This window comes from Phytohabitans flavus (genome assembly GCF_011764545.1).
Taxonomy (GTDB): domain Bacteria; phylum Actinomycetota; class Actinomycetes; order Mycobacteriales; family Micromonosporaceae; genus Phytohabitans; species Phytohabitans flavus.
In genome coordinates, this window is the sequence record NZ_AP022870.1 from 4,280,116 (window position 1) to 4,300,996 (window position 20,881).

Below are 20,881 nucleotides of genomic sequence, written 5' to 3' on the forward strand. Positions count from 1 at the left end.
TCTATCGATGGCCACCTGCCCCGATCCATAGCGTCGACAGCGACGAATCCGGAGGGAGAGGGACGTGTTCGAGAGGTGGGGTACGGCTGTGGTCCGGCACCCGGTGCGGGTGATCCTGGCCTGGCTGGTGGTGGTGATAGGGCTGGGCGGCCTCGGCTACCTGGTGCTCGGGCCCGAGGGCGCGGCGGCCGTCTCGGGGCAGAACGAAACGGACTTCCTGCCCGACAAGTACGAGTCGGTACAGGCGGCCAGGTTCGCGGAGAAGGCGTTCCCGTCCGGTGTGGTGGAGGGGGCGACGGCCGTGCTCGTGCTGTCCCGTGTGGACGGTGCGGCGCTGGACCCGACCGACCAGGCCAAAGGACGGGAGGTGATCGGCGGCCTCGGCGGTGCGGGCGTCCGTGGTGTGAGCCCACCGTCCTTGTCCCCAACGCGAAGGTGATGCTGGCCCAGGTCACGTTCACGGAGAAGGTCGGAAACACCGAGGTTTCGAGCGCCGTCACCCGGCTGCGCACCGAGACCGCCGAGCGCCTCACCGGTACGCCACTGCGCTCCGGCTACACCGGCGAGGCGGCGGTCGCCAAGGATGTCGAGCGGCTCGACATACTGGTCAGCGTCGGCATGGTCGTGATGATCCTGGTGCTGCTGATCGTCATCTTCCGCAGCCCGTGGGTGGCGCTGCTCAACCTGCTCATCATCGCGCTGGTCGGCCAGGGCGCGGTGGCGGTCATCGCGATCACCGCCAAGCTAGCTGGCACCACATTGGACGGATCGGTCACCGGGCTGCTGCCCGTGGTGCTCTTCGGCGTCGGTACCGACTACGTGGTGTTCCTGCTGTACCGGTACCGCGAACGGCTCCGCCTCGGCGAGGATCGGCGTACCGCGATGGTCGCCGCGCTCGCCCGGGTCGGCTCGGCGATCGGCGTCTCCGCGCTCGCGGTGGCGGTGTCGTTCGGCGCGCTGCTGCTGTCCGGGTTCGGCTCGTTCCAGATCCTGGGGCCGGCGCTGGCGTTCGCGGTACTCGTGATGGTGCTCGCCGGACTCACCCTGATCCCGGCGGTGTTCTCGCTGCTCGGGCACCGCGCCTTCTGGCCCTCCAAGGCCTGGCGCCAAGAGCCGGAGGCGGGGCTCGCGGCCCGTACCGGAAATCTCGTGGCCCGGCGCCCGGCGGCGGTGGCCCTGGCCGCGGTGGCCATCCTGGCGGCGCTCGGGGCCGCCGCCCTGGCCCACAAGCCCAGCTACGACATCGAGGCCATGCCGGCCGGCACCGAGTCGGCGCACACGATGCAGCGGCTGGAGTCCGGCTTCCCGGCCGGCACGCTGAGCCCGACGACGGTGTACCTCTCCGGTCCCGGACTGACCGAACAGTCAGCGACCGCGTACGCCGAGCGCCTTGCCGCACTGTCCATCGTGGGCGAAGTGGGCGGGGTGCGGGCGACCGGCGACGCGGCCCAGGTCGACCTGCTGCTCGCCGCCGACCCGCTCAGCGAGAAGGCGCTCGACGCGATGGTGGACGAGCTCCGCCCGGCCGCGCACGCCGCCGCACCGCCCGGCACCACCGTGTACGTGGGCGGCGAGACCTCGATCTTCGCGGACATCCGCGAGGTGGTCGAGGTGGACCTCACGGTGATCCTGCCCGCCGCGGGGCTGCTGATCGGGCTCGTGCTGCTGCTGATGCTGCGCGGGCTGCTCGCCCCGGTGTACCTGCTCGGCGCGGTGGTCGGCGGCTTCGTCGCCACGCTCGGCGCGGCGGTGCTGGTCTTCCAGGGTGCGGTGGGGCGGCCGGGGCTGACGTTCACGCTGCCGCTGATCGTGTACATGTTCGTGGCGTCGATCGGCACCGACTACAACATCCTCATGATCGCCCGGATCCGGGAGGAGCTGCGCGGCGGCGCGTCCCGGCGCGAGGCGGTCCGCGTGGCGCTACGCCAGGCCGGCCCACCGGTGGCCGCGGCCGGCGTGATCCTGGCGGCCTCCTTCGGGGCGCTGACCATCTCGGCCACGCTCGCCGAGGTCGGGTTCGCGGTCGCGGTGGGGATCCTGCTCTCCACGTTCGTGCTGTCGTGGCTGCTCGTGCCGGCGTTGACCGCGCTGCTGGGGCGGGCCGCCTTCTGGCCGGCCCGGGTGGGGCGGGAGGTCGCGCCACCCCGGGTGGTTTCGTCCGAGACGCCCGTTGGGGCCAGAATGACACAGTGATGACGCGGGCGCTGCGGGACGTTCGGCACATGCTCGCCAGCACCGGGCTGGGGCTGGCCGCGCTGGGCCTGCTGCTGCTCACCGTCTTCGCGCTGATCCTGTGCGTACTGCCGCCGGTGGGCGGGCCCGCGCTGAGCAACATCGCGAGGCTCGCCCGCCGCTTGGCGGATCGGCAGCGGCGGCGGGTCGAGCCGGCGATCCCGTCGCCGTACACCGCTGACCCGGTCCGCATCCGCGACGTCCTGCTGGACCCCACCTTCTGGCGCGACACCGCGTGGCTGCTGGTCTACGGGCCGGCGGGCTTGGCCGCGGCGTTCGTGTGGGCGCTCTGGCCATCCGGGCTACAGGGGCTGGTCACCCCGATCCTCTACCGGCTGCTCCCGGCCAGCGCCGACCTCACGTTCCAGGCACTGCCGATCACCAGCCCCACCCGGTCGTACATCGCCGTGGGGATGGGCGCGGTGGTCCTCGTCGCGGCCTACTTCCTGCCCCGCTGGTACCGCCTCGGCGAGGCCCGCCTGTCGCGGTGGCTGCTCTCCCCCACCGCCGCCGCCCGACTCAATGCCCGGGTCGAGCAGCTCGTCGAGACGCGCACCGCGGCCGTCGACGCCTCCGCCGCCGAGCTGCGCCGCATCGAGCGCGACCTGCACGACGGCGCGCAGGCGCGGCTTGTCGCGCTGACGATGAACCTGGGCATGGCGGAGGACATGTTCGACACCGATCCGGCCACGGCCAAGGCGATGCTCGCCGACGCGCGGGCCGGCGCGCACTCCGCGATCAGCGAGCTGCGCGACCTGGTACGCGGCATCCACCCGCCGATGCTCGCCGACCGAGGGCTCGCCGGTGCGGCTGAGGCGCTCGCCGCGTCCAGCCCCGTGCCCGTCGAGCTGGACGTGCGGCTTGACCGGCGGCTCAGCGCACCGGTGGAGTCGGCCGCCTACTTCGTGCTCGCCGAGGCACTTGCCAACGCCATCAAGCACGCCGGCGCCGCGCACATCGGGATGTCCGTCGTGGACGAGAGCGTCCACATCAGACTTCGTGTACGGGACGACGGCCGCGGCGGTGCCGACGCCAGGAAGGGTACGGGGCTGCGGGGTATCGAGCGGCGGCTCGCGGCCTTCGACGGTACGGTCACGGTGACCAGCCCACCCGGCGGCCCCACGCAGATCGAGGCGGTGCTCCCGTGCGGGTCGTGATCGCGGAAGACCTCGTGCTGCTGCGCGACGGCATGGTGCGGATGCTCACCGCGTACGGGTTCGAGGTGGTCGCCGCGGTCGACGACGGCGCGACGCTCGCCGACACCCTCGTCTCGCTGCGGCCGGACGTGGCCGTGGTCGACGTGCGCCTGCCACCCACGTTCACCGACGAGGGGCTGCGCGCCGCGATCGCCGCCCGCCGCGCGGTGCCCGGCCTGCCGGTGCTGATCCTGTCCCAGTACGTGGAGCAGGTGTACGCCCGCGAGCTGCTCGGCGACCGCGCCGGCGGGGTCGGCTACCTGTTGAAGGACCGGGTCGGCGAGGTGCGCGAGTTTACCGAGGCGGTACGGCAGGTAGCCGGCGGCGGCACCGTAATGGACCCGGACGTGGTGGCCCAGCTGCTCGGCGGCGGCCGGTCGGCGCAGCTCGCCACGCTCACCCAGCGCGAGCGGGAGGTGCTCGGGGTGATGGCGGAGGGCCGTTCGAACGCGGCGATCGCGTCCCGGCTCGTCATCACCGAGAAGGCGGTCAGCAAGCACATCAACAGCATCCTGACCAAGCTCGACCTGCCGCCGTCGGACGACGACCACCGCCGGGTGCTGGCGGTGCTCGCCTACCTGGGCGCCTGACCGGGCAGCGTGGCAAGGCGCCACGCTCCCGGCCCGTCGCCTCGCTCGGTCAGCCGGTGGGAAACGCCGGGTCGAGCGCCGCCCGTCCAGTGTGGACCTCGCCAGCCCGCGCGTACCCGACCTCGACCTCCTCGCCGCCGTCGTGCTCGCGGGTGAACAGCCACAGGTCGGTGCGGCTGAAGATGGGCGCGTCGCCGAGGCGCACGACGATGTCACCCGGCTCGATGCCCGCGCGGGCGGCGAAGGAGTCGTCCGCCACCGTACGCACAAGCGGGCCGGCCAGCACGTCGTCGGCCTCGAGGCCCAGGTCGGAGCGGAACGTAAAGAACCGGTCCAACCGGACGCCGGTGCGCAGGTACAGGTCGAGCGCGGCGAGCGTCTGCGCCCAGCCGAGGCCGACGCCGTCGATCTTCGCCTGCCAGTCGACGCCCTCGCCGAAGCCGGACTGGGTGATGGTGAGCCGCGTGCCCGCCTCCGCCTCCTCGAACGTGACCGTGACCTCGGTCTCCACCGGCAGGATGCCAGCGCCCTCCCGATAGGTCAGCTTCCGCTCGGGATCGACGTCCACGATGTCCCACACCAGCTGCCCGTACTCGTCGGGTGTCCAGGCGATCTGACCGCCCGGCTCGACATTGGCCTTCTCGACCGTGCCGCTCAACCACACCTCGATCAGCTTCGGGTCGGTGAAGGCCTGCCACGCCTTCTCTACCGGCACCGACAGCGTGAATGTCTTCTCGTACTTCGCGAACTCGCTCATTGCTCCTCTTCAGGCTGTGGGTGAACGGCGAGCACCACGCGGTAGGGATCGCCGTCAGGATTGCCGTACTTCTTGAGCAGCGGGCCGACCGCCGCGACGTACTCACTCAGGAAGGCCGCGCGCTGCGCCTCGCCGGCCAGCCGCACCTCCCCTCCACGGCGGCGCTGGCGATCTGCTCCCCGTCGAACGCGGCCCGGTCGAGCAGCTGCGCGGCCGCCCGCTGGAGCCGCTCGCCGGTCGCGACAAGGCTCTCCAGCGCCACCTGGTCGGCGAGCGCCCCGACGCGCCGCGGATCGGTCCAGGCCACCCTCGGCGACACCACGAACGTCGCGGCGACCGCCTGGTAGAGGCTCTCCATCAGGTTGCCGGCGCGCCGCTCACCGACCCGGCGGACCAGGCCGGCCCGCTCCAGCTCCTTGACGTGGTAGTTGACCTTCTGCCGCGGCTGGTCGATGCCGCGGGCGACCACGGCCGCCGACGCGGGGCTGCGCAACGCCGCGAGGATGCGCAGCCGGATCGGGTGGGCGAGGACCTGGAGTGTCTCCAGGTCGGCAACGGACGCCACGGCTTCCATGGACAAGAGTGTTGTCCGGACAGGAATTCTTGTCAAGGCCGACTCGACGGCCGGCGTCCGCGCTCCCTCAGGTGGTCCGGAGGGCGGGGTACGGATGTTCGCGAGCACCATGCCGCTCCTCGGTCTCGCGGGTACGCGCCGCAGGGAGATGCTCACGTCCTGGTCAGGCATCTCGTAGTCGAGCCGGGCCAGCATCGGGAGCAGGGCTCGCAGCAGCGCGACCGTCAGCGTCTCGCCGGGGCAGCGGTGGCCGGTCCGCGGGTCGCCGCCGCCCTGCGGGATCAGCTCGTAGGGGCCGACCCGGCGCTCCAGGAAGCGGCCCGGCGCGAAACCGTACGGGTCCGGCCACAGCCTCGGGTGGTGGTTCTGGCCGTAGATGTCCAGGAGGACGAGCGAGCCGGCCGGGATCCTGTGCTTGTCCCACTCCAGGTCGCGGCTGGCGCGAGCGGCGACGAAGGGGGCGAACGGGTAGAAGCGACGAACCTCGTGCCCGAATGCCTCGGCGTACTCCGGGTCGTCGTCCCGCAGGCGGTCGCGGTGTTCGGGCCAGCGGTGCAGGGCGTGCGCGGCGAACGTGACGAACCAGCACACCGCGACCGTCGGGCGCAGCACGTTGAGCAGTTCGACGGCGGCCACCCGGGCGTCGAGCGGGTCACCCACCGCGTCGGTGTGCTCGGCGATCGCGGCCAGCGCGCTGCCGGCGGGGGCGGGCGCCGTCGTACGGGCGCGGACGATCACGTCGGTGAGCCACGCTTCGCGGCGGGCCCTCGCGCGGCGGGCCTGCCACTGCCGGCGACCCGCCGCAGCGAATCCGTCCACCATGGACACCAGATCGGCGGCGAACGGGTCCACGTCGACCTCTTCCGGACGGAGGCCGGCCCACGGGCCCACCGCGCGGGTCAGCAGCCGCGCCACCTCGTCGAAGAGCACGACGCGGTCGCGGGTAGCCCAGCTCGCGACGGCGGCGTCCCAGGCCTCGGTCGCGAGCCGCTCCAGCAGGCCCACGCCATCCCCGCTCAGCATCGACATGAACATCGCCTTGCGCAGCCGGTGGTCCACTCCGTCCAGGCTCTGTACGCCGCCGCGCCCGAGCAGCGTGTCCTGGACCGGGCCGGGGATGGCGCCGTGGCGGTGCACGTTGCCCTCGGCGTAGAAGAAGCGCGCCGCGTCCGGGCCGCACAGGGCGGTCACCGGCTGCCCGAGCAGGCGGGTCTTGACCACGCCGTCGGTCGTACGGCGACGGCGGTTGGACAGCCAGCCGTACCCCTCCATCAAGAACCCGATCACGCGAGCCGGATGCCCGCCCCACGAGGGGGCAAACTTCCTACTCGAAGATCGTGTCCAGGTGGGCGTCGAGGGCGGCGAGCGCGACATCCGGGCCGTAGTGGCCGCCGAGCAGGTGCACGCCCAAGCCCTCCATCAGCGCGAGCAGGCCCACCGCCGCCAGGTCCGGGTCGATCCCCTCGCGCGGGCCGCCGGCGCGGATCCGGTCGGCGACGAACGCGCGCATCTCGGCGGTGTCGGCGCGGAGCGGGGCGGCGGCTTCGGGGCGCACCGCCGTGTACGCCAGGAACGCCAGCGCCACCCGCCCGTCCGCTCGGCGCGGCTCGTCGACCGGCAGCACCTCGGCCACGATCGTGCGGAGCAGCCGGCGGGGCGTGGGATCGGGGCCGAGCCCGGCGGCGGCAGCGGTCAGCCGCGCCTCGCTCCGCTCCCGCACCACCTCCAGCGCGAACGCCATCATCTCGTCCTTCGTCCGGAAGTAGTGCTGCACCATCCCGGACGTCACACCCGCCTCGGCGGCGACGTGGCGCAGGCTGACCGCCTCCAGCCCGTGCTCGCCCGCGACCCGCAGCAGCGCCTCGGCGATGCGGGTACGGCGCTCGTTGTGGTCCACGACCTTGGGCATGCCTCACATGCTTTCACATTGCGACCGCAACGGCACCCGTGTTACGTTGCGGATGCAACGTAAAAAGGGAGGGTCGATGAGCAGGCTCCGGAAGGTGACCACATACGAGGCGGCTATGTGGCGTGGTCTGTACCGCTGGATCACCCGGCGCCCCCTCAAGCTGGCGCCTGGCGACGTCGCCTTCGGGCACGCGGGCCCGGTCAAGCCGATCTTCGTGGTCTTCATCGTCCTGTCCGCGCTGGAGATCCCGGTCTTCGACCTGATCATCAGCCATCTCGTGCCGTGGCCGGTGGTCCGCTACGTCGCGCTCGCCGCCGGCGTCTACGGCCTGATCTGGATGTTCGGCCTCCTCGGCGCGCTGCTGACGAACCCGCACGTGGTCGGCGACGCCGGCATCCGGATCCGCAACGGCACGTCGGTCGACCTGACGATCCCCTGGGACGCGATCGCCGCGGTCGGCCACCGCTACCGCCCGCTGCCGTCCAGCAAGGCCGTCCAGGTCGAGCGATCGGGCGACCGCGCGGTCCTCAACCTCGGCACCGGCGGCCAGACCAGCGTCGACGTCACCCTCCGCGAGCCGCTGACGCTGCTCCCGGCGGCCGGCCCCGATCCGGTGCACGAGGTCCGCTTCTACGCCGACGACCCGAAGTCCCTGGTCACCCTCGCCCGAGGCACTAGGGTGACGGACCATGGCTGAGCGCAGGCACGGAGCCGTCCCACCGCCCACCGAGTCGGAGGTACGCCACGAGGACTGGGCGTGCGACGACATCTCCGGGCAGGAGCACGCCCGCGTCGCGTTCCACGACGTCGACCTGACCGAGGTGGTCAACCAGGGCGCCGCGTTCACCGAGTGCGTGTTCAGTGACTGCCGCTTCAACGCCTCCGTCCACACGGACGCCGCGTTCGTCAACTGCTCCTTCACCAACTGCTCGTTCTTCGACGCCACCTTCACCGGCTGCAAGCTTGTCGGCAGCGCGTTCGAGAGGTGCTCGTTCGGCCTGCTGAAGGTGACCGGCGGCGACTGGTCGTTCGTGGGGCTGCCCGGCGCCGACCTGAGCAAGTCGCGCATCACGGGCGTACGCATGCGCGAGGCCGACCTCACCGGCGCCAACTGCGCCGACGCCACGCTCAGCCACGCCGACCTCGCCGGCGCGCTACTGCTCCGCACCAACCTGAGCCGCACCGACCTACGCGGCTCCGACCTGTCCACACTGGACCCGATCGCCGCCAACGTACGCGCCGCCATCATCGACCCCGACCAGGCCGCGACGCTCGCGGAGGCGCTCGGCCTGAGCGTCCGCCCCCACTCCCCCACCCGCGACCTAGAACCGCCGGGGTCAAGGTCGGCGGGCCGAAAAGGGGATCATCAAGCGGCGCCGGGTCTGGGAATATCGGCTGGCCAGCCGCCGAGAGGAGCCCCCATGGCCCGACGTCACCTGGTCCGCGCCGCCGTGGGCGTGGCCGCCGCCGCCACCTCGCTTGTGGTCGCCGCACCCGCCACCGCTACGTCGGGCGCCGGCTCGCCCGGGCTCGGCGACCCGTACTTCCCACTGGCCGGCAACGGCGGCTACGACGTGCGGCACTACTCGCTGGACCTCGACTACGTGCGCGCCACCAACTTCCTCGACGCGTCCACCACCATCACCGCGCGGGCCACGCAGGACCTGCGGCGGTTCAACCTCGACCTGCGCGGGTTCACGGTGAGCCGGGTGACGGTCAACCGGCTGCCCGCCACGTTCACCCGCGATGGCCAGGAGCTCGTCGTCACGCCGAGGGTCCCGCTGCGGCGCGGCAAGACGTTCGTGGTGAAGGTGGAGTACAAGGGCGAGCCGACCGAGGTGATCGACCCGGACGGCAGCAGCGAGGGGTGGGTGCCGACGGCCGACGGCGCGTTCGTGGTCAACGAGCCGCAGGGCTCCCCTGGCTGGTACCCGGCGAACGACAACCCGCGCGACAAGGCCACGTACGACATGGCCATCACCGTGCCGAAGGGCATCACCGCGATCGGCAACGGGCGGCTGCTGTCCAAGCGCGACCGCGGCGGCAAGACCACCTGGCGCTGGTACGAGGACTCGCCGATGGCCCCCTACCTCGCCACCGCCACCAACGGCGTCTTCGAGTTGCGGGTCAGCAAGGCGGGCCGCATCCCGCTGTACCACGCGGTCGACCCCGCCGAGGTGGCCGAGGGCGCCTTCGACCGCCTGGCCGCGGAGGCCGAGATCATCGCGTTCTTCTCCGACCTGTACGGGCCGTACCCGTTCAGCAGCGGCGGCGGCGTGGTCGACCACGCGCCCGAGGTGGGGTACGCGCTGGAGTCGCAGACCAAGTCGCAGTACGACAGCACGCCGAGCGCCGGCACGGTGGTGCACGAGATCTCGCACCAGTGGTTCGGCAACTCGGTGAGCCTCACCGTGTGGCCGGACATCTGGCTCAACGAGGGCTTCGCCAGCTTCTCCGAGTGGATCTACGACGAGCGGCACGGCGGCCCGACCGCCCAGGCTTCGTTCGACCAGGTGTACGCGCGGCCGGCGACAAGCTCGATCTGGACCCGGCCACCGACCAATGTGGGCGGTCCGCAGTTCATGTTCAGCGGTACGGTCTACGACCGCGGCGCCGCGACGCTCCAGGCGCTGCGGGTGAAGGTCGGCGACCGGACGTTCTTCCGGATCCTCCGCGAGTGGTACGCCGACAACCGCAACGGCAACGTGACCACCGCCGACTTCGTCCGCCTGGCCGAGAAGCGCAGCGGCCAGCAGCTCGACGCGTTCTTCGACACCTGGCTGTACCAGCCGGCGAAGCCCACCACCTGGTAGCGCCGCGCCCGACGCGGGCGCCCGCACCGGTGCGGGCGCCCGAGCGCTACGGTTGGCGCCGATGGAAGCCACACGGATAAGCGTCGATTTCGGTACGTCGCACACCGTCGCGATGCTGTGGGTGCCCGGGCGGGAGCCGCGACCGCTGATCTTCGACGGCTCGCCGCTGCTGCCGTCCGCCGTCTATGCCATGCCGGACGGCCGGCTGGTGGTCGGCCGCGACGCGTGGCACGCGGGGTCGAGCAACCCGGCCGGGCTGGAGCCACATCCGAAGCGCCACATCGACGAGGACAACCTGCTCCTCGACGGGCGCGAGGTGCCGATGGAGGCGGTGGTCGCGGCGGTGCTGCGGCACGTCTCACTGGAGGCCGACCACGTCGCCGGCGACCACGTCGACACCGCGGTCCTGACCTGCCCCGCCTCCTGGGCCGGTGCCCGCCGGGACCGGCTGGAGGCTGCGGCCCGCACCGTCTTCGGCACGGTCACCCTGGTCGCCGAGCCGGTCGCCGCCGCCCGGCACCACCTGGCCCACACCCCGGTCGCCGGCGCGGGGCACGTCCTCGTGTACGACCTCGGCGCCGGCACGTTCGACGCCTCGGTTCTGGCCTGCCTCCCCGACGGTCGCGTCGAGCTTGTCGCCTCGACCGGCCTCGACGACGCCGGCGGCCTCGACATCGACGCGGCCGTCGTCGACCACCTCGGCGAGACGCTGGCCGCCCGCGACCCCGAGCGCTGGCGCCGCCTCGCCGAGCCCGCCGACCGGTCCGACCAGCGGTCCCGCCGCCAACTGTGGGACAGCGTGCGTACCGCCAAGGAGGTCCTGTCCCGCACGGCGACGACGATCGTCCACATTCCACTGTTCGACGAGGAGCTTCCGCTCGGCCGCGAGCGCCTGGACGAGCTCGCCCGCCCGGTCCTCGACCGTACCGTGGCGCTGTGCCGCGACCTGTCCGCCGCCGCGCGGAGCGGCCCGCTGCTCGGCATCTTCCTGGTCGGCGGGGCGAGCCGCATGCCGCTGGTCCGCACGCTGCTGCACCAGACCCTCGGCGTACCCCCGAGCGCGGTCGACCAGCCGGAGCTCGCGGTCGCCGAGGGAGCGCTGGCCGAGCCGCTGCCCGTACCGACGGAAGCCTGGCCGCCCGTCGCCGTCACGACCCCGATCCCGCTGGCCCGGCGCGGACGCCGCCGCTTGGTCGCGGCCGGCGCGACGGTCGCGGTGCTCGTGGCGGCGGCCGGTGCGGTCTGGATCGGTACCCGCGAGGACCGGCCACCGCCCGGTGACGCCCAGCGCACGCCGACCCCCGTGGCCTCGGTCGGCGGCGCCAGCCCGACGCCGACACCGTCACCGTCAGCGAGCCCGCTCATCGACCCGTGCCTGGTCGGCGTCTGGATCTCGACGAACTACATGATCACCAACTACATCGACGGCATCCGGACTCAGTTCAACGGCAGCGGCGGCACCGTGAAGACCTTCCGGGCGAACGGCACCTTCGTTCACGACTACAACCGCAGCGCGGCCAATACCGCGCGGGTCAGCGGCGACAACTGGCGCCAGCTGACCCGCGGCACCATCACCGGCCGCTTGCGGAGCGTCGGCGGGAAGCTGATCCCCAGCAACACCAAGGCGAGCGGCGAGAACGCGTGGTTCAAGAACGGCCGGCGCGTCGACACCATCAAGATGGGCGCCGACCCGACGCCGTCCAGCTACTTCTGCGAGGCGGAATCCCTCACCGAGTACACCGACGACTACCACGTCGACTTCAAGCGCCAGAGCGGCTGACCGGAGGCTCAGCCGGCGGTGTCACCGATGGCCTGGTCGAGGATCTCCAGGCCGAGCCCGCGAGGCTCAGGTTTGGTAGGCGGCGGCGCAGCCAGCTGGGCAGCCACCAGTTCGCGGGCCGAGCAGCGTCATCAGGGCCGGCACGAGGATCAGGCGGACGACGGTGGCGTCGAGGAGTACGGCGGTGGCCAGGCCGAGGCCGAGCATCCGGGCGAAGGGTGAGGGGTTGGCGACGAAGGCGAGGAACACGGCGGCCATGATGAGCGCGGCTGACGTGATCACGCGTCCGGTGGCCGCGATGCCGCGGCCAATCGAGTCGACGGTATCGCCACTGCTGTCGTACGCCTCGCGGATGCGGGACAGCAGGAACACCTCGTAGTCCATGGAGAGTCCGAAGAGGACGGCGAAGAAGATGGTGGGCAGCGGTGAGGGGACGACGAGTGTCTCCTCCAGGCCGAAGAGGTCCTTGAGCCACCCCCACTGGAAGACGGCGACGACCACGCCGTACGCGGCGCCGATCGACAGCAGGTTCATCAGGACGGCTTTGAGCGGCACGAGGATCGACCGGAACACCAGCATGAGCAGCAGGAACGACGCGCCCAGGATCGCGGCGACGAAGAAGGGCAGCATGCGCCCGAGATGCCGGCTCAGGTCGTCGGTCATGGCGGTCATGCCGGAGACGGAGACGTTGGCGGGGACCAGGCCGCGTACGCGATCGAGCGTCCGGGACGTCGCGGCGTCACCGGGAGCGGTGGTGGTGACGGCGCGAAAGACGACCGCGTCCCCGGCGGGGGATGTCTGGGGTTCGCCGACCGAGGCGATGCCGGGGTCGGCCGCGACGCGCTGGGACAACGCGGGTATGTCGCCGGCGGCGGCGCCAGGGCCGCGTAGGTCCACGACCAGGAGCAGCGGCCCGTTGACCCCCGGGCCGAAGCCCTCCGCCAGCAGGTCGTAGGCGCGCCGGTGGCTGGTGCTGGTCGCGTCGTCGCCGGCGTCGGGAAAGCCGGTCCGCATCGACAGCGCCGGGGCGCTCAGGGTGAGCAGGAGCGCCACGGCCGCGAGGAGGTAGGGCCACGGCCTCCTGGACACCCGGTGGGCCACGCGCCGCCAGGCGGTACCGGACGCACGCCGCTGGCGCAGTGGGAGCGCACCTCGGTCGATGCGGTCGCCCAGCAGCGCGAGCAGGGCGGGAAGGAGTGTCAGGGCGGCGGTGGCGGCGCCGAGCACGACAAGCGCGGTGCTGAGCCCGATCGAGATGAGAAAGCCCATACCGGTCAGCGCGAGCGCCGCCATCGCCACGACGATGGTCCCGCTGGCGAAGACGATGGCGCTACCGGCCGACGCCATGGCATCGGCCAGCGCGGCGGCGTTGTCGCGGGCCGTAGCGCGGTTCTCGCGGTAGCGGGCGGTGATGAACAGGGCGTAGTCGATGCCGACGCCGAGCCCGATCATCGCGGCGATCGTCGGCGCGGCGGTGGACACGTCCATCGCGTTGGCGAGCAGCGTGACACCGCTGACGCCGGCGGCGACCACGAGCAGCGCGAGCACGATCGGGACCAGCGCGGCCACCACCGTCCCGAACGCGACGAGCAGCACGATCAGCGCGGCCACGACACCGGCCGCTTCCGCGCCGGAGGTCGGCGTCTCGGCGTTGATGAACGCCGCGTCGCCACCGAGCTCCGCCGTCACACCGGCTCCGCGGGCCGGCTCCAGGGCCGCGGCGATCGCGTCGAAAGGCCCCGGGCCGAGGTGCGTCGCCGGCGCGTCGAAGGTGATCTCGGCGTACCCGATCCGCCCGTCGCCCGAGACGGTACCGGCGGCGAACGGATCGGCCACCGCGGTGACGTGCTCGGCGGCCGCGATCCGCTCGACCGCGGCGCCGATCGCCGGCCGGTGGCTGTCCAGGCGCTGGCCGTCCGGGACCGCGAACACGGCCAGGGCGGTACCGCCGGCCGCCTCGGGGAACCGCTCCTCGAGCAGTTCCATCGCCTGCTCGCTCTGGCTGCCGGGAGCGACGAAGTCGTCGGCGAACGCACCGCCGGCGGTGCCGGCCAGCGCGATGATGGCGACCGCCGCTAGCACCCAGGCGGCGATCGTGGTCCAGGGGCGGCGGGCACTGGCCGCGCCGACGCGTCGGGTAAACGAGTTCATGGCCGCCATCGTGGGCGGCGCGGGCGGGCCCGGTCTCCCGGCGCCGGACGGTCCGGTCACTCCCCCGCTGGGCGGGACCGCGGGCGCGTTCCCTCCGCCCAGCGGCGGATGACGGCGCGGCGCGCGCTGCCCTACGGTGAGCGACGATGAGCCCGACGCGCAGGTTCCGTGGTCCGTTCGCCCGCTGGCCGCGGGTGTCGGACGCGGTCCTCGCTGCCGTGCTGCTGCTGACGGCGGTGTTCACGACGGAGGGCCCGAACGACTCGTGGGTGCTCCGGTCGATCACCGAGGTACCCCCGGTCGCCCTCGCGGTCTACGTCGTCGCCGGGGCCGTGTTCTACCTGCGCCGCCGCGAGCCGGTCGCCGTGCTCGGCGTAGCGGTCGCCGGCTGGGCGCTCGCCCTCGCGGCCGCGGACTCCAACCTGGGCCTGGTCACGCTCTTCGCGCTGTACAGCGTCGGCCGCTACGCGGCGAACAACCGGCAGGGTCTGGCCGGTGTGGCCGCGGCGATCGCCGTGCTCGTCGTCGACGGCCTCGTGCTGTCCACCCCATGGTCGGCGACCGGCTTCGGCGTCGTGTTCATGTTCGTCGTGTGGTACATCGGACGGCGCCTGCGGCTGCGCGAGGAGCGGGCCGTCCAGCGGCGCCGGCAGAAGGCGGACGAGGCGCGGCGGATCGTCGCCGAGGAGCGCACCCACATCGCACGCGAGCTGCACGATGTGGTGGCCCACCAGGTGAGCATGATGACGGTGCAGGCCGGGGCGGCGCAGGCCGTCGCCGCCGCGGATCCGGAACGCGCCCGCGAGGCGATGGCCGCGGTCGAGCAGGCCGGTCGCCAGGCGCTCGACGAGCTGCGGCACCTGCTGGGCGTGCTGCGCCCCGAGACCGAGCGGGACGGCCTCGGCCCACAGCCCGGACTCGCCGACCTGCCCCGGCTCGTCGCGCAGCTGCGCGCCGCGGGTCTGGAGATCGAGATCACCGACGGCCTGCGGACGCCGGTGCCCATCCGCTTGCAGTTGTCGGCATACCGCATCATCCAGGAGGCGCTCACCAACGTCCTCAAACACTGTGGACCGGGCACCCGCACCGAGGTACACCTGCGCGAGGAGGGAACGGCGATCACCATCGAGGTACTGGACCACGCCCCGCCCGCACCGGCACGGCCGAGGACACCCGGCCACGGGATCATCGGTATGCGGGAGCGGGCGACCCTGCTCGGTGGCAGCCTCGAAACCGGCCCGCGCCCCGAGGGCGGCTTCCGTGTCCTGGCCCGCCTCCCACTCACCGGTGAGCCGGCATGACGGTCAGCGTCGTCATCGCGGACGACCAGGCGTTGGTACGCGGCGGCTTCGCCATGATCCTCGGGGCACACGCCGACATCGAGGTCCTGGCCGAGGCCGGTACCGGCGTGGAGGCGATCGAAGCGGCGCACCGGCACCGTCCGGACGTCGTCCTCATGGACATCCGCATGCCTGAGCTCGACGGCCTTGAAGCGACCGCCCGGATCCTGCGGGACGCCGACTGGCTGGTCCGGATCCTGATCCTCACCACCTTCGACCCGGACGAGTACGTCTATCAGGCGCTCCGCGCCGGTGCCAGCGGCTTCGTGCTCAAGGACATCCCACCGCACGAGCTCGCCACCGCCGTCCGCACGATCGCCGACGGCGGCGCGCTCATCGCCCCCTCGATCACCCGCCGTCTGATCGGCCGCTTCGCCGAACGCCCGGGCGTCAACACCGCGGTCGCCGACCGCCTGCACCGCCTGACCGAGCGTGAGCGCGACATCGTCATCGGCGTCGCGCGCGGCGCCACCAACACCGAGATCGCCGAACAGCTCTACATCGGACCCGCCACAGTGAAGTCACACGTCTCCAGCATTCTCACCAAGCTGGGCCTGCGCGACCGCACCCAGATCGTCGTCTTCGCGTACGAGAGCGCCCTCGTCGCGCCGGGCAGCCACGACATCGGCCACTGACCCGCGCGGGTCCGGCGACCGGTCGGCGGCTCGCCAGCGCTCGCCGAAACCCCGACCTCCACTGCCCGGCCCGCGGGTCAAGCCCGGCAGCGCAGCGCGGACGCCGTCTGGCAGATCGTGGTATCGAAATGCCCCTCTGGGGGCAGTTTGGTACCACGATCTCTCGTATACACCAACCCGACCCCGCACTTCCGACGGCGGTACCGGGGTTGGGTTGGGCTTGGACCGCGGACCTGGCAGCGCGGGTCGGGGATCTCGGCGAGCGCCAGCGAGCCGCCGACCTGCGCGGTGCCCGCGGGAGCATGCGGTCTGCGACTGACGCGGACCGGGGCAATCCCGCTCTTAAGAAATTGAATGTGACCCCGACCCTGAAAGATCTCTAGAGAACGCTCTCCGCCTCGGAGGTTCCCCGCCGCGACGCGCCGAAACAACCGCGGTGGACGTTTGGGACACGAGATTGCGGCCATCTCGTGCGAGACCGGGCGAACCAAAAGGGACGTGGGTGATGTTGGAGGAATCAGCACGGGCTACCGCCGCGACCGCGGCCGTACCCGATCGAGTCGTGTGCCCGGACAGCCTTACCAGGGTACTCGTGACGGCCGCCGCCCGGGCGCTCCACGGCCGCGACTGCGGTGACCTGGGCCGGCGGCCGATGGTCGCGCGCTATGGAGGTGTCCTGCCGTCCGGTGCCCGCCGCGCGGCCGCGCGCAACGCCAGCCAGGCGGCGATACCCGTGGCGGCCACCACCGGCATCGACACCGACGAGGTGGCGCGGTGGATCGTCGGCCAGTACCCGCGGCGGCAGTACCCGGCCGTCGTCATCGGCTCCCCGCACGGCGCCGCCGTGCACCTCGCCGCGGCGGCCGGCGTGCCGTGGCTGCCCTCCAGCTTCGAGATGGCGGTGCAGTGGCCGGACGGCTCGCCGGACGACCCGTCCGCCGCGCTCACCCACGGCGCCTCGATCGCCGCCCGCCTGCTCGCCGCCAACCCGGCCGTCGCCATCCGCCAGGTGCACGATCCCGTGCTCCGCGGCGTGCTCGCCGGCTCCACCGTCTCGCTGCACGCCCGCTGGCAGCACCTGCCGGACCCGTACCGCGAGTTCCTCTCCGCGTACCTCACCCGGGGTGCCGCCGTGATCGTCGTCCGCGACATGCGGACCTGGCCAGTGCTCGACGTCGGCGCCGGGCACACGTTCCAGCTGGGCAGCCCGGCGAGCGGGCTGGACGCGGGCGAGTTCCGCACCGCCGGCCCGCAGCTCTGCCAGGCGCTGCGCTACCTCGACGCGGACCGGGTGAAATGGCGGCCGCCCACCACGTCCTGCCCGGAGCGGTACACCGAGACAGGTGTCGAGGCCGGCTTTGAGGAGAGCGTGCGCTCGTGGGCCCGGGCCCGCCGGCTGCACCTGCACCGCGTGCTCTACGCGGCACCGGAGGCGTTCAGCGCGGCGGTCGCCGACCTGTACCGCCAGTGGCTGCGCGGCGCCGGCAAGACCGGCAACCGGCTCGTGGTGGAGAGCGGGCGGCTGCTCGACCCCACCCAGGTGCTCCGCGCCGGCCTTGTGCCGTACTGGTGCGAGACGCCGGCCAGCCGCGCGGCGAACGCGCTGTGCTGGTGGTTGGCGGGCAGCACCACGTTCAGCTCGATCGACGTGATGGTGGACGGCTTCGGGGTACCGACGGCGTCGACCGCGAACCCGTCGCAGTGGCACGCCGCCGCCCGCTTCGGCGCCCGGCGCGCGCACGTCGACCCGGCCGCCACCAACCTGGGCATGTTTCCGCTGCCGGTACGGCATGCCACCGGCGTACTGCGCGGTCAGGCGGCGGACCTGCCGCCACCGGCCCCGCTGCGGCCGGAGGCGGCGATGGAGGCGATCGGCGAGTGCGCGGCCACGCCCGCGATCCTCGTCTGCTGAGGGGCCGTGACCTCTGACCAGCGGCCCCGTGCGAGCGTGACGTTCCTCGGCAGCGCCACGACCGTGCTGCGGATCGGCGACTTCACCATGCTGACCGACCCCAACTTCCTGCACGCCGGTCAGCGGGCCCACCTGGGGTCCGGGACCTGGACCCGGCGCCGCCTCGACCCGGCGCTCACCATCCCCGAGCTGCCGTCGCTCGACGGGATCGTGCTGTCGTACCTGTACGGCGGCCACTTCGACCGGGTCTCGCGGCACGGGCTGCCGCGGGACCTGACCGTGCTGACCACGCCGGCGGCGGAGCGGCGGCTGCGGCAGTGGGGGTTCCGGGGCGCGATCGGGCTGGGGACGTGGGAGAGCCATGAGTTCGTCCGCGGCGCCCAGCTGCTGCGGGTCACCGCCACACCGGCCCACCACGGCCCGCGCGGGCTGAACCGCCTGCTGCCGCAGACGATGGGCACGATCGTCGAGCTGGAGCAGGACGGGGAGCCGGTGTTCTGCCTCTACATCACCGGCGACACGCGGTACCGGCCGAGCCTCGCCGAGATACCGCTGCGCTACCCGTACGTCGACGCGATGCTGGTGCACCTCGGCGGCGCCCGGGTGCTGGGTGTGGGGCTGACCATGAACGGGCCGGAGGGCGGCCACCTCACCCGGCTGATCCGGCCGGTGGTGGCCGTGCCGATCCACTACGACGACTACCCCCGTTGCGCTCGACGCTGGACGACTACATGCGCGAGGTCGCCCGCTCCGGCTCGCCGACCCGCGTGCTCCCGGTACGCCGCGGCGACACGGCGGAACTGCCGGTCGGCGCCGGGGTCGGATAAAGGTGCCCGACCTGGGTAGGAGACGGACATGAGCGACGAGTACCCGCACCCGCTCTCCGATCCCGAGGCGCTCGGCATCCCCGACGTCGCCGACGACGACTCCACGGCTCGGGACGACGTGCACACCGGTCGGGAGGCCGACGGGCCGGAGCCGGCCGCGATGCCGCTGGACCGCGAGGACTATCCCGACGGGATGGACGAGTTCGGCAACACGGCCGAGGAGCAGCGCGAAGGCGAGTCGCTGGACGACAAGGTCTCCCGCGAGATGGTCGACCCGGCGATGCAGGACACCGACGTGCGCCGCGACGTGCGGCAGTCCCCGATCCAGGTGGAGGCGTTCGACCCGGACCCGCTGACCGACGACATCGACCGGGTGGACGACGAGACCCCGCTCGACGACGCCGACCCGGTGGACCCGCGTACCGACTCGCCCGTGTCGATGTACGACACGGAGGTCGGTCCACGTTCGGTCGGCCGGCTGGTCGAGCCTGACCAGGGCGTACGCGAGGACACCGACGCGACGTCCATCGCACTGGACGCGGGCGCGGCCGGCGGTGCTCCCACGGCCGAGGAGGCGGCGATCCACGAGGTCGAGGAGCCCTGAGCGGTGAGGTTTATCCCACATCTCGTTTGACCCCACCGGGTGCCGGGCAACCACGCCGGCACATGCGGGGGGTTGATTATGGGATGGGTGATGAACGAAAGTCTGCGCTACCCGGCGGGTGACGCCTACGGGGAGCTCGGACTCGCCATCGACCTGGAGGAACACCACGATGTCTGCGTGGCGATCGCGCGCGGCGTCATCGACTTTTGGAGCGTAGGTCCACTCCAGGAGCGGCTCAACGACGCCCTGCTGGCCAACCCTCGGGTCGTACTGGACCTGCGGGATGTGTCTTTCGTGGACTCAACAGGGCTGGGACTGCTGCTCTCGATGCACGACCGGGCCGCGACCGAGGGCGGCTGGCTCCGCCTCGCCGCGCTCAACCCGCTCGTCAAGCGGCTCCTCCAGACGACCGAACTGGACCGCCGCTTCCACGTCTACCCGACGCTCACGGCCGCGACCGCGTCCCTCGGGTAGCGCGCGGGTCACATCAGCTCTTCGGTCTGCTCGTCCACGCGGACCGGGCCGGGTGGCTCACGGCCCTCGTCCTGCCGCTGGTCGCGCACGGCCTGGCGCCGCTGGTCGGTCTCCCGCGCGGCCTGGCGGCGCTGGTCGGTCTCCCGCTCGCTCGGCGGTGGTCGCAAGGTCTCCGCCTCGGCCGGGCTCATCGGGGCCCCCGCCATGTCCTCCTGGGCGCCCCGTTGGACCTTCTTCGCCATCACTTCGCTCCAGACATCTCGGGCATCCAATCGGGCGCATTCCCAAGGCCCGGATGGCGTAAACACCGCCGCGCCCGAGGTCAGTCGCCTGAGGAGCCCGCGCCCAGGCTAGCTTGCCGCGTTGCCTGCGCGCCGGCTCAGTCGCCTGAGTAGCCCCAGAAGTGGATCGACTCGGGGCGGCCGGCGGCGTCGTGCAGGACGGCGCAGCGGCCGGTCCAGCGCGGGCCCGTCAGGTCGTCGAAAAGCGGCATGTGCGCGGTGGTGAGGCGCTCGGTGCCGGCGCAGCTCAGCGCCTCAGCCGCGGTCACCGGCCGCACGCCACCGAACTCCGACGCCGCGCCCTCGGGCAGGACCCGCTGCATGTCCAGGATCGAGTGGGTCCCCTCCTGCTGGACCAGCTCGTCTTCCCAAAGCTCGTCAACGGTCGCCGGGCGGTCGCCGTGGTCGCTCGCCGGCGTGAAGATCTGGCCGCGCGCCCAGTAGTAGTCGCCGTCGGCGAACACCTTCTCCTGGAGCTCGGCCAGCGCGGCCGCGAAGTCCTCCCGATACGGAACCGTGTAGTCCCACACCGACGCGCCCATCGCGCCCTCCCTCTCCCGAAGACAGCAGGACTGTACCGGCTGACACCGACAAACAGTCTCGACCTCGGAACGCGCCGTAATCCTCACGCACCGGACTCAACGCCGGGCGCGATCCGTCATATGTTGATGGGGCTTCCCCTCGCATCGGCGGTGAATGGATGGGCCAGCAACCCGAGCCGACGGCACAGCCGTGGCCGTACTGGATGCTGCGCTTCATCGCCTCGAATGGGGACGAAGAGGCGTACTCGGACCTGGTCTGGTCGG

At 72.4% G+C, this 20,881-nt stretch carries 19 protein-coding genes and 2 pseudogenes; 14 read left to right on the forward strand and 7 right to left on the reverse strand.

The window, feature by feature from the left end; translation table 11 throughout:
* The first annotated feature begins 64 nt into the window (after positions 1 to 64).
* The 4 genes from Pflav_RS18630 to Pflav_RS18645 are packed head-to-tail and all read left to right on the forward strand — an operon-like array spanning position 65 to position 4,018.
* Positions 65 to 439 (forward strand): hypothetical protein, encoded by a 375-nt coding sequence (locus Pflav_RS18630; RefSeq protein ID WP_173037279.1) that lies wholly within the window; start codon positions 65 to 67, stop codon positions 437 to 439.
* On the forward strand, positions 439 to 2,193 hold the full coding sequence (locus Pflav_RS18635) for an MMPL family transporter (protein ID WP_173037280.1): 1,755 nt from the start codon (positions 439 to 441) through the stop codon (positions 2,191 to 2,193). The genes Pflav_RS18630 and Pflav_RS18635 overlap by 1 nt, the downstream gene beginning before the upstream one ends.
* A complete protein-coding gene (locus tag Pflav_RS18640) occupies positions 2,193 to 3,389 on the forward strand; it encodes a sensor histidine kinase (protein ID WP_173037281.1) in 1,197 nt (398 codons plus the stop codon). The genes Pflav_RS18635 and Pflav_RS18640 overlap by 1 nt, the downstream gene beginning before the upstream one ends.
* Complete coding sequence (locus tag Pflav_RS18645; RefSeq protein WP_173037282.1) at positions 3,377 to 4,018, forward strand: LuxR C-terminal-related transcriptional regulator; 642 nt, start codon at positions 3,377 to 3,379, stop codon at positions 4,016 to 4,018. The genes Pflav_RS18640 and Pflav_RS18645 overlap by 13 nt, the downstream gene beginning before the upstream one ends.
* Before the next feature lie 49 nt (positions 4,019 to 4,067).
* Here the strand turns inward: Pflav_RS18645 and Pflav_RS18650 are convergent, their stop codons facing one another.
* Genes Pflav_RS18650 through Pflav_RS18665 form a run of 4 tightly spaced genes read right to left on the reverse strand, consistent with a single transcriptional unit; the run spans position 4,068 to position 7,258 of the window.
* Entirely contained in the window at positions 4,068 to 4,775 is a 708-nt protein-coding gene (locus tag Pflav_RS18650) for an SRPBCC domain-containing protein (protein WP_173037283.1), read from the reverse strand.
* Positions 4,772 to 4,921: a hypothetical protein gene (locus Pflav_RS18655; RefSeq protein WP_173037284.1), complete on the reverse strand. Its 150-nt coding sequence runs from the start codon at positions 4,919 to 4,921 to the stop codon at positions 4,772 to 4,774. The genes Pflav_RS18650 and Pflav_RS18655 overlap by 4 nt, the downstream gene beginning before the upstream one ends.
* On the reverse strand, positions 4,882 to 6,636 hold the full coding sequence (locus Pflav_RS18660; RefSeq protein ID WP_197938630.1) for a cytochrome P450: 1,755 nt from the start codon (positions 6,634 to 6,636) through the stop codon (positions 4,882 to 4,884). Before Pflav_RS18660 ends, Pflav_RS18655 begins: the two co-directional genes overlap by 40 nt.
* Positions 6,637 to 6,673: 37 nt before the next feature.
* Positions 6,674 to 7,258 carry a TetR/AcrR family transcriptional regulator gene (locus Pflav_RS18665; RefSeq protein WP_173037286.1) on the reverse strand — a complete coding sequence of 195 codons (585 nt, stop codon included), beginning with the start codon at positions 7,256 to 7,258 and terminating at the stop codon, positions 6,674 to 6,676.
* 76 nt (positions 7,259 to 7,334) lie between these two features.
* Between Pflav_RS18665 and Pflav_RS18670 the strand changes: the two genes are divergently transcribed.
* From Pflav_RS18670 to Pflav_RS18685, 4 genes and pseudogenes are all read left to right on the forward strand, one after another.
* Positions 7,335 to 7,955, forward strand: coding sequence for a hypothetical protein (locus tag Pflav_RS18670; protein ID WP_173037287.1), 621 nt, complete (start codon positions 7,335 to 7,337; stop codon positions 7,953 to 7,955).
* Positions 7,948 to 8,556, forward strand: a pseudogene (locus Pflav_RS49320) (pentapeptide repeat-containing protein); the annotation flags it as partial. The gene Pflav_RS18670 and the pseudogene Pflav_RS49320, both read left to right, overlap by 8 nt.
* A 294-nt stretch (positions 8,557 to 8,850) precedes the next feature.
* A pseudogene (locus Pflav_RS49325) lies at positions 8,851 to 10,071 on the forward strand (M1 family metallopeptidase); the annotation flags it as partial.
* A gap of 61 nt (positions 10,072 to 10,132) precedes the next feature.
* Positions 10,133 to 11,851 (forward strand): Hsp70 family protein, encoded by a 1,719-nt coding sequence (locus tag Pflav_RS18685; protein WP_173037288.1) that lies wholly within the window; start codon positions 10,133 to 10,135, stop codon positions 11,849 to 11,851.
* A gap of 66 nt (positions 11,852 to 11,917) precedes the next feature.
* On the opposite strand, the gene Pflav_RS18690 is transcribed toward Pflav_RS18685, so the two are convergent.
* Positions 11,918 to 14,002, reverse strand: a complete 2,085-nt coding sequence (locus tag Pflav_RS18690) for an MMPL family transporter (protein WP_197938631.1) — start codon at positions 14,000 to 14,002, stop codon at positions 11,918 to 11,920.
* Positions 14,003 to 14,148: 146 nt separating this feature from the next.
* On the opposite strand from Pflav_RS18690, the gene Pflav_RS18695 reads away from it, so the two are divergent.
* The 6 genes from Pflav_RS18695 to Pflav_RS18720 all read left to right on the forward strand — a co-directional run bounded on the left by Pflav_RS18695 (position 14,149) and on the right by Pflav_RS18720 (position 19,794).
* Positions 14,149 to 15,303 carry a sensor histidine kinase gene (locus Pflav_RS18695; RefSeq protein ID WP_173037289.1) on the forward strand — a complete coding sequence of 385 codons (1,155 nt, stop codon included), beginning with the start codon at positions 14,149 to 14,151 and terminating at the stop codon, positions 15,301 to 15,303.
* On the forward strand, positions 15,300 to 15,977 hold the full coding sequence (locus Pflav_RS18700) for a response regulator transcription factor (RefSeq protein WP_173037290.1): 678 nt from the start codon (positions 15,300 to 15,302) through the stop codon (positions 15,975 to 15,977). Before Pflav_RS18695 ends, Pflav_RS18700 begins: the two co-directional genes overlap by 4 nt.
* A gap of 592 nt (positions 15,978 to 16,569) precedes the next feature.
* Positions 16,570 to 17,889 (forward strand): hypothetical protein, encoded by a 1,320-nt coding sequence (locus tag Pflav_RS18705; protein ID WP_232071606.1) that lies wholly within the window; start codon positions 16,570 to 16,572, stop codon positions 17,887 to 17,889.
* A 6-nt stretch (positions 17,890 to 17,895) separates the two neighbouring features.
* Positions 17,896 to 18,735 (forward strand): MBL fold metallo-hydrolase, encoded by an 840-nt coding sequence (locus Pflav_RS18710; protein WP_232071608.1) that lies wholly within the window; start codon positions 17,896 to 17,898, stop codon positions 18,733 to 18,735.
* Positions 18,736 to 18,744: 9 nt separating this feature from the next.
* The gene (locus tag Pflav_RS18715) at positions 18,745 to 19,320 is read left to right on the forward strand and encodes a DUF5709 domain-containing protein (protein ID WP_173037292.1); all 576 of its coding nucleotides are present in this window, start codon (positions 18,745 to 18,747) and stop codon (positions 19,318 to 19,320) included.
* 90 nt (positions 19,321 to 19,410) lie between these two features.
* Positions 19,411 to 19,794, forward strand: coding sequence for an STAS domain-containing protein (locus Pflav_RS18720; RefSeq protein WP_173037293.1), 384 nt, complete (start codon positions 19,411 to 19,413; stop codon positions 19,792 to 19,794).
* 8 nt (positions 19,795 to 19,802) lie between these two features.
* Here the strand turns inward: Pflav_RS18720 and Pflav_RS18725 are convergent, their stop codons facing one another.
* Positions 19,803 to 20,036 (reverse strand): hypothetical protein, encoded by a 234-nt coding sequence (locus Pflav_RS18725; RefSeq protein WP_173037294.1) that lies wholly within the window; start codon positions 20,034 to 20,036, stop codon positions 19,803 to 19,805.
* Positions 20,037 to 20,173: 137 nt separating this feature from the next.
* On the reverse strand, positions 20,174 to 20,617 hold the full coding sequence (locus Pflav_RS18730; protein ID WP_173037295.1) for a hypothetical protein: 444 nt from the start codon (positions 20,615 to 20,617) through the stop codon (positions 20,174 to 20,176).
* Positions 20,618 to 20,881 lie beyond the last annotated feature (264 nt).

What these genes read in the sequence shown, in the direction of transcription:
- Pflav_RS18635 (WP_173037280.1), top strand. Translation starts at nt 439, where the DNA reads ATGCTGGCCCAGGTCACGTTCACGGAGAAGGTCGGAAACACCGAGGTT.
- Pflav_RS18640 (WP_173037281.1), top strand. Translation starts at nt 2,193, where the DNA reads ATGACGCGGGCGCTGCGGGACGTTCGGCACATGCTCGCCAGCACCGGG.
- Pflav_RS18650 (WP_173037283.1), bottom strand. Translation starts at nt 4,775, where the DNA reads ATGAGCGAGTTCGCGAAGTACGAGAAGACATTCACGCTGTCGGTGCCG.
- Pflav_RS18665 (WP_173037286.1), bottom strand. Translation starts at nt 7,258, where the DNA reads ATGCCCAAGGTCGTGGACCACAACGAGCGCCGTACCCGCATCGCCGAG.
- Pflav_RS18670 (WP_173037287.1), top strand. Translation starts at nt 7,335, where the DNA reads ATGAGCAGGCTCCGGAAGGTGACCACATACGAGGCGGCTATGTGGCGT.
- Pflav_RS18685 (WP_173037288.1), top strand. Translation starts at nt 10,133, where the DNA reads ATGGAAGCCACACGGATAAGCGTCGATTTCGGTACGTCGCACACCGTC.
- Pflav_RS18690 (WP_197938631.1), bottom strand. Translation starts at nt 14,002, where the DNA reads ATGAACTCGTTTACCCGACGCGTCGGCGCGGCCAGTGCCCGCCGCCCC.
- Pflav_RS18695 (WP_173037289.1), top strand. Translation starts at nt 14,149, where the DNA reads ATGAGCCCGACGCGCAGGTTCCGTGGTCCGTTCGCCCGCTGGCCGCGG.
- Pflav_RS18700 (WP_173037290.1), top strand. Translation starts at nt 15,300, where the DNA reads ATGACGGTCAGCGTCGTCATCGCGGACGACCAGGCGTTGGTACGCGGC.
- Pflav_RS18715 (WP_173037292.1), top strand. Translation starts at nt 18,745, where the DNA reads ATGAGCGACGAGTACCCGCACCCGCTCTCCGATCCCGAGGCGCTCGGC.
- Pflav_RS18720 (WP_173037293.1), top strand. Translation starts at nt 19,411, where the DNA reads ATGAACGAAAGTCTGCGCTACCCGGCGGGTGACGCCTACGGGGAGCTC.
- Pflav_RS18725 (WP_173037294.1), bottom strand. Translation starts at nt 20,036, where the DNA reads ATGGCGAAGAAGGTCCAACGGGGCGCCCAGGAGGACATGGCGGGGGCC.
- Pflav_RS18730 (WP_173037295.1), bottom strand. Translation starts at nt 20,617, where the DNA reads ATGGGCGCGTCGGTGTGGGACTACACGGTTCCGTATCGGGAGGACTTC.